The 7,212-nt window shown below is 42.4% G+C and carries 8 protein-coding genes; 6 read left to right on the top strand and 2 right to left on the bottom strand.

Annotated features, from left to right (window positions below; translation table 11 throughout):
• Window positions 1–138: 138 nt before the first annotated feature.
• Both HWQ37_RS25800 and HWQ37_RS25795 read right to left on the bottom strand, forming a co-directional pair.
• Window positions 139–1,407, bottom strand: a complete 1,269-nt coding sequence (locus HWQ37_RS25800) for a ribulose bisphosphate carboxylase small subunit (protein WP_292752733.1) — start codon at window positions 1,405–1,407, stop codon at window positions 139–141.
• 156 nt (window positions 1,408–1,563) lie between these two features.
• Window positions 1,564–2,232 carry a pentapeptide repeat-containing protein gene (locus HWQ37_RS25795; protein ID WP_292752729.1) on the bottom strand — a complete coding sequence of 223 codons (669 nt, stop codon included), beginning with the start codon at window positions 2,230–2,232 and terminating at the stop codon, window positions 1,564–1,566.
• Window positions 2,233–2,583: 351 nt separating this feature from the next.
• On the opposite strand from HWQ37_RS25795, the gene HWQ37_RS25790 reads away from it, so the two are divergent.
• From HWQ37_RS25790 to HWQ37_RS25765, 6 genes are all read left to right on the top strand, one after another.
• Entirely contained in the window at window positions 2,584–3,168 is a 585-nt protein-coding gene (locus tag HWQ37_RS25790; protein ID WP_292752726.1) for a sigma-70 family RNA polymerase sigma factor, read from the top strand.
• A complete protein-coding gene (locus HWQ37_RS25785; protein ID WP_292752724.1) occupies window positions 3,165–3,509 on the top strand; it encodes a hypothetical protein in 345 nt (114 codons plus the stop codon). Before HWQ37_RS25790 ends, HWQ37_RS25785 begins: the two co-directional genes overlap by 4 nt.
• Window positions 3,510–3,536: 27 nt before the next feature.
• On the top strand, window positions 3,537–4,010 hold the full coding sequence (locus HWQ37_RS25780; protein WP_292752721.1) for a Spy/CpxP family protein refolding chaperone: 474 nt from the start codon (window positions 3,537–3,539) through the stop codon (window positions 4,008–4,010).
• Between the two features lie 10 nt (window positions 4,011–4,020).
• Window positions 4,021–5,529 (top strand): DUF1800 domain-containing protein, encoded by a 1,509-nt coding sequence (locus tag HWQ37_RS25775; RefSeq protein ID WP_292752719.1) that lies wholly within the window; start codon window positions 4,021–4,023, stop codon window positions 5,527–5,529.
• Window positions 5,530–5,825: 296 nt separating this feature from the next.
• On the top strand, window positions 5,826–5,966 hold the full coding sequence (locus HWQ37_RS25770; protein WP_292752716.1) for a hypothetical protein: 141 nt from the start codon (window positions 5,826–5,828) through the stop codon (window positions 5,964–5,966).
• A 2-nt stretch (window positions 5,967–5,968) separates the two neighbouring features.
• Window positions 5,969–7,195, top strand: a complete 1,227-nt coding sequence (locus tag HWQ37_RS25765; protein ID WP_292752713.1) for a DUF1501 domain-containing protein — start codon at window positions 5,969–5,971, stop codon at window positions 7,193–7,195.
• Window positions 7,196–7,212: the final 17 nt, after the last annotated feature.

Here is a 7,212-nt window from a genome sequence, read left to right as displayed (position 1 = left end):
ATAAAAAATGTTTGTAGTAAGGACTTTAGTCCTGGCTTTGGGGACTGAAGTCCCCACTACAAACTGTTTATTATGGGTGATTTAGCAGACATCATATAACTTCCGATTTCTAATTCCCAAATTCTGCTGTATCTGCCCCTAATTGTTCCCATTTGGACGCTGAATAATTGTCTCCACTACTCGCCGCTTGGCTTTGGGATCGATACCTACTAAGCGCACATATTCACCGCTATATTCTGTCAAAGTTGCCTCTAAATTAGAGATGGCATCAGACTCGGCATCAATGTGACTATGAACACAACTTTGCCAAGAACCTGTGCGAAAACGGCGCTCGTCTACGTGTTCAATACTAATTTTGTAACCTTGAGACAATAATTGCCGAATCTGTTCTTGTGTCTCTAAAGTTAAATGTGGACTTGATGCTTGCTGTTTCTGGAATTTATTAGTTTTTACTTCTTGGGTTGCGCCATTTGATGGCTGACTAATAGGCGTTACAGCAGGTGGCGCGGATTGAGAATTTCTACCTCGATTGAGTCGATTATAATCATCAACCAAATGGGAATTTTCCACCCGTTTTTGTTCACCAACCAAGAAGTTACCAGACTCGATTAAGTGAGACAGCCGGAAATCTGGCTTTTTAAATTCTGGTGGACCTTCAAGGCTGTTAACCACACTCAAGGATATCTGCTCAAAGCCGACTTTATGAATGTAGTTGCGGATTTGTTCGTCATAAATGCGCGATCGCAAAGCGCTAAAAAAGTCAATAGACTGATTGACAAAAGTATCAACTAGCTGTTCAACTTCCTTCTGTGACAATCCATCTGGTTCAAAAATCCCCTTGACAATTCCCACTTTGTCATCTCTATCTGGTTCCCAGTAGAATTTTTCCATCCGCCCATCCCGAATTAAGGGTGCATAGAGGGTAGAAAAATCATTACCTGTAACAATAATCGGCACACGATGTAAAGGTGTAGAATCATAGCTTCCCGGCAACTGCACATCTGTGGGATTATCAGCAATATTCATCAGTGTGGCATTGACCAACTGTGTATTTACAGTATATTGAGTCCCTTCATCAAAGCGTCCAGCACCGGCATCTAAATCGTTAATCATCAGTACACACATTTTGCCACGTACTTTGATCAGTTCTGCTGTTTCCCGATAGCGCAACCGAATCAACCGCGCTGGATCTCCCGCATCTGGACTTTCCAATTCACCGCCAGATACGTGAGTTACTTCGATACCCATTTTCTCGAAGACTAATTGACATTGAAATGTTTTACCTTCTCCTTTGCGCCCATGAATACCCAAAATCACGGGAACTCGCACACCAGGAAGCTTCAGAAAATTTTTGGTGATGTGGACAGCAAGTTTGTCCAAAAAGCGGGGAGCGATGTAGTAACCCATGAGCTTGTATGATGAAAAATTAACACTTCTAAGGTTAATGTTAAGTTTTTTTGGGGATAGCGATCGCTTTTGTTGCAAACAAGCTTGTTCACTAGAGGATCGCTGCAATATGCGATCGCTGTTTCTTGCTTCTAATTTTTACTCCTTTTTCTCATATTAAGGATATGTCTCATAAATAACTATCTGAGGTTGCTCAATTGTGCCATCAGGCATGATAGTATCCCGTAACTTTGCATAAATCAGATTTGTCTTCCAAAGGTTTGCCTTACTCAAGTTTGCTTTGGTTAAATTTGCCCATGTCAAATCTGCACCAGTTAAGTTGGCCTCAGTCAAATTAGCTTCAAGTAATTTTGCTCCTGCAAGATTTGCTCTGGTGAGATTTGCAAAACTTAAGTTAGCTTCAATTAGCGATGCTTCAGTTAATTTGGCTTCATTTAAATCTGCTTCTCTCAAATCCACATCACATAAAGAAGCACCCCAAAGATTACTACCGATGAATTTCACCCGCCATAAGAAAGTTCCGCACAAATTTGCTCGTGTTAAATCAGCATTAGTCAAATTGGCTTCACACAAAGAGGCTTCATACAAATTAGCTTCACGTAAGCTAGCTTGCATCAAATTTGCGCCACTTAAATTAGCACGAGTGAGAACACAGCCAGACAAATTTGCACCACGCAAATCCGCTCCGATAAAGTTAATACCACTTAAATTAATTCCTTTCAGGTCGATTCCCCTCAAGTCACATCCACTGAAATCTCGGCGCTGAAAATATTTATTTGTGATTTGACTTAAAATAAATTCTTGCTGTTGAGCATAATTTTGCATGGTATTCACCTCTGGGTGTAATTGATCTCAAAGGTTCAGTATTGTACTTACCGTATATTGAGAGTACACCGCAAACGGAGATCATCTTAGTAAATAATCAAAAATAAATTGGCCAAAAATCCGCAATCACCTGAAAATGCGTTTCTTCAGTGGTTTTTAAAACAAAAAATGCTGACATTAAGTCAGGAAACCATGTCTAAGAATAATCGGTAATTCGATCTGGAGCGTAGGCGCAGCCCGTCGTAGACATCGCACTCAGTTATTTACGTTTCCTTGAACCTTTTCTTTTGCCATCCGGTCTAATAAATACAAGCTACAAACGGATGGAGGAGAGCGCCTCAGGTGTTAGTTGTGCCAATAAAGCTTTCAAAAAATAGGCAATTATCCAGCAAATCCGCAAGCGAATCTGATACTTATCTGATACAGCAGTGCTTGCAAGGTGAAATCCAAAGCTACGGGCTGCTTTATCGTCGCCATCAGCAACGGGTGAGATCGATTTTATATCAATGCGAACCATCCAGCCTAGATGATTTGGTGCAAGAGGTATTTGTCAAGGCTTGGAAAGGATTACCCAAGTTTCGGCAAACAGCAAAATTCTCGACCTGGCTGTATCGAATTGCTTGGAATTTAGCTTGCGACCAGCGACAAGCAGAAGTACAGAGACGGACTCAATTAAAGGCTCTGACAGCAAATACTCCTACCCAACAAGAAGCCCCGGATTTGATGGCTCTGCATTATCAAGACTTGGTACAGCAGGGGTTGAGCAACTTAAGCTTTGACCATCGCACGATACTAGTTTTGCATGACTTGGAAGAAGTACCGCAAAAAGAGATCGCAGAAATTCTCGATATTCCTCTAGGAACGGTCAAATCTCGTTTATTTCATGCTCGCGCTGCTATGCGTCAATTTCTCCAACAACAAGGAGTGCAACTATGAGTCAGTTTCCCGATGATGATAAAAATCTGGTTAATTTTCTTCGCCAGCATCGTCCGCCAGTCCTCCCACCTTCCCCTGATTTAGAGCAGCAAATTTTACAACAGGTGCAAACTTCAACAGTTAAACCTCAACGCCGTCTTACAAAGCTGTGGTTAGTTCCATCTGTTATAGCTGCTTCCTTAGTGGCTGCTGTGGTTAGCGACCGTGTTGTAGCACCAGCCAAACCCAATGCAGCTGAATTAGCCAATTTGGAAGCTTTCATTGATAGTAATTGGCAAGGCACTGTCAGCGAACATACAGAAAGTTATGTATGGCATTTTACAGATGATAGTGCTGATTAATTTACTGAATTATAGGAGATAAATTCAATGATTTTACGTCGTTTGTCTCTGGTAGCAGCGATCGTCATTGCTCTTGGTGGTGCTAGCGCTTTTGCTGAAGCTAGCGGTTCATTTTTACCTCGAAACTTGGCGCAAAATTCTACAAATTTACCACCTCAGCGTCGTCCTCAATCAGGTTGGCTTCAGGAATTGAATTTGACATCTCAACAAATCCAACAAATTAAAACGATTCGCAGTCAATCCCAAAATCAAATAAAACCCAAAAGACAAGCAGTGCAGCAAGCACAGCAAGAATTACACGATTTATTAGCAGGAAAAACCTCTACAGAACAAGTACGAACAAAATACAACCAACTTAAAATTCTGAGACAGCAGCTTGCTGATACTCAATTTGAAAATACCCTGGCGATTCGTGAAATTTTGAGTTTAGAGCAACGGCAGAAGTTTGCTGACCATCTGTACAAGCCGCAACGCAATTCTTCCAATCGTCCAAGTAAGTAAAAATAACTCTATGACTGCGAAGCCGAAATTCTTGGTGATGTCGCTGTTAATTTTCTTCTTAGGGATTACGCCCAGTAACGCAGCGCCTCAATCTATCGATCCGAAAGTTTCACATATAGTCAACCGCCTGAGTTTTGGGCCTCGCCCTGGAGATGTGCAACGGGTAGAGTCTATTGGTGTAGACCGCTACATTAAAGAGCAACTTTCACCTGATACTATCCCAGAATCGGCAAGCCTTAAAACTCAACTGGCGCAGCTAGAAACTCTCAGCCTGAATCCGATGCAACTGTTGGCTTATGGGACAACTGGGCAAAAACTCAGCCCCGAAGCCAAGAAAGCCGCCCAGCAAAAATCTAGAAAAGTTCTTCAAGAAGCAATTCAAGGACGATTATTACAGGCTACTAACAGTCCGAGGCAACTCCAGGAAGTCATGGTGGACTTTTGGTATAACCATTTTAATGTGGATGCAGCTAAGGGACGCGATCGCCTTTTAGTCGGAGCCTACGAACAACAAGCCATCAGACCCTATGCTCTAGGGCGCTTTCGTGACCTTTTAGGTGCAACGGCTCACCATCCAGCCATGCTATTTTATTTAGACAATTGGCAAAATACTGCTCCCGGTAGCCCTGGTGCGCGTGGTAGATTTCAAGGGTTAAATGAAAACTATGCCCGTGAGTTAATGGAATTACACACTCTCGGTGTAGATGGCGGCTATACTCAGCAAGATGTCATCGCTCTCGCAAAGATTTTAACTGGTTGGGGAATTGCTCGTCCCAATCAGCCCAACATTAATAGTAACGGATTTTACTTTGATCCCAAGCGCCACGATCCTAGCGACAAAGTTTTTCTCAAAACCACTATTAAAGGCAGTGGTGAGGCTGAGGGCGAACAAGCCTTAGATATTTTAGCGCGTAGCCCTGCTACAGCCCGTCATATTAGCTACGAACTAGCTCAGTATTTCGTCAGCGATCGCCCACCCACAACTTTAGTCAATCGTCTAACACAACGTTATCTCACCACCGATGGGAATATTCGAGATGTCCTCGATACTTTATTCCACAGTTCCGAATTTTGGGAGACAAAAAACTTTAATGGCAAGTTTAAAACACCCTATCAATATGCTATCTCTGCGGTGCGAGCTACAGGTGTTGAAGTCAATAACACCAGACCAATATTTAATTTACTCCAACAGTTGGGGATGCCTGTTTATGGTTGCCCAACTCCAGATGGTTACAAAAACACAGAAGAGGCATGGTTAAACCCTGATGCTATGACTCGTCGGCTTAACTTTGCTACTGCGATCGCTAGCGGCAGATTACCACTCTCAAGTGCAGCTAACAATGTAGTCGGCGTAACTCTATCACCCGTGAAAGTAAAACCATCTCCTGTAGATAGCTTACAACTCACCAATACATTAGGTAACTCTTTATCTAGCAAAACCCAAAGTGCGATCGCATCTAGTCCGCCACAACTCCACGCAGCTTTAATCTTAGGGAGTCCAGAATTTATGCGCCGTTAAAATAATTCGTAATTCGTAATGGGGATTTAAACCCACGGAACTAGTAGTCTATGTCATTAGTTTTTCTGGGTTAAGAAAACGAACCACAAAGGACGCAAAGAGCGCAAAGTTAAGAGGTAAAGAAGTGGGACAGACCACTAGTTAACAGCAAAATCTCAAATTTGCAGCAAACCGAAGGACAATTTTTTAGCTAGATGAACAAAAATTATGTTTATCGACTGATTTGGCAGTCTTGATAACTCCATAATCCGAGTTCGGAATAGAAAATTTCAGCCTCAGAACTCGACCATTTCAGTTTGAAACAAGAAATTTCAGCCTCAGAACTCGACCATTTCAGTTTGAAACAAGAAACTTCGACCTCAGAACTCGACCATTTTAGTTTGAAACAAGAAACTTCAGCCTCAGAACTCGACAATCCATACCCAGAACTAAAATAATTATGAAAAGACGTAACTTTCTTCTCCAAGCAGGAATATTTTCCGCATCAGCCATAACCGCAGTTGGAACTAATGCTTGGGTTGCTAGATCCGCCAGCGAGAATACCAATCAAAAACGCTTGATTGTGATTTTTCTACGTGGTGCAGTTGATGGCTTAAACGTAGTGGTTCCCTATTCGGAGACAGCTTATTACCAAGCCAGACCCAAAATTGCGATTCCCCAACCAGGGAAGGAAGGAGGAGTTCTGGATTTAGATGGTCGCTTTGGCTTGCATCCAGCGTTAAATTCCTTGATACCCCTGTGGCAACAGAGTAATCTAGCATTTGTCCATGCTTGTGGTTCTCCCGATCCCACTCGCTCTCACTTTGATGCTCAATACTATATGGAAAGCGGTATTCCTGGTACAAAAAAAACTGGGGATGGTTGGATGAATCGTTTATTGGGTACTATTTCCAACAAAACACCCATCCAAGCAGTAAGCGTGGGAGAGATAATACCACAGATTTTACATGGTCGGATGTCTGTAGCTAGCTTACCATCAGGGAGAACAGGTAATAATCCTCTATCACTCGATCGTCCACAAGTAGGCGCAGCATTTGACCGACTTTATGGTGGTAATGATAGCTTAAGTCAAACCTATCAAGAAGGACGAATGGCGCGTCAAGCCATCATGAAAGATTTGGATGATGAAATGAAGATGGCAAATAATGGTGCGCCATTACCTGATGCTTTTGCCAGAGATGCCCAACGGCTAGCCCAACTGATGGTTAAAGACCCTAAAGTTGAATTAGGGTTTATGGCTGTGGGTGGTTGGGATACCCACGTTAATCAAGGTGGTAGTCAGGGACAGTTAGCCCAGAGATTAAAAAAATTAGCAGACGGTTTGGCTGTGATGGTACAAACTTTAGGGACAATTTACCAAAATACAGCAATTGTAGTCATGTCTGAGTTTGGTCGGACAGTCCAGGAAAATGGTAACGGTGGCACAGATCACGGACACGGGAATGTGATGTGGGTATTGGGTGGTAAAGTGCGTGGTGGTAAAGTTTATGGAGAATGGCCGGGATTAGCAACAGCCCAACTTTACCAAAATAGAGACTTAGCGATCGCTACCGATTTTCGAGATGTAATTTCTACGGTTTTGGAACATCATTTGCAGGTTGACCAAAAAACACTAAGTCATGTTTTGCCAAGTTATACCCCAACTCAGAAAATTACCTTAATTTAACAAATGGAGTTTTTACA

It is taken from the genome of Nostoc sp. NMS4, assembly GCF_017115095.1.
In the GTDB taxonomy this organism is placed as follows: Bacteria; Cyanobacteriota; Cyanobacteriia; order Cyanobacteriales; family Nostocaceae; genus Nostoc.
This window is presented reverse-complemented; position numbering and strand designations above follow the sequence as displayed.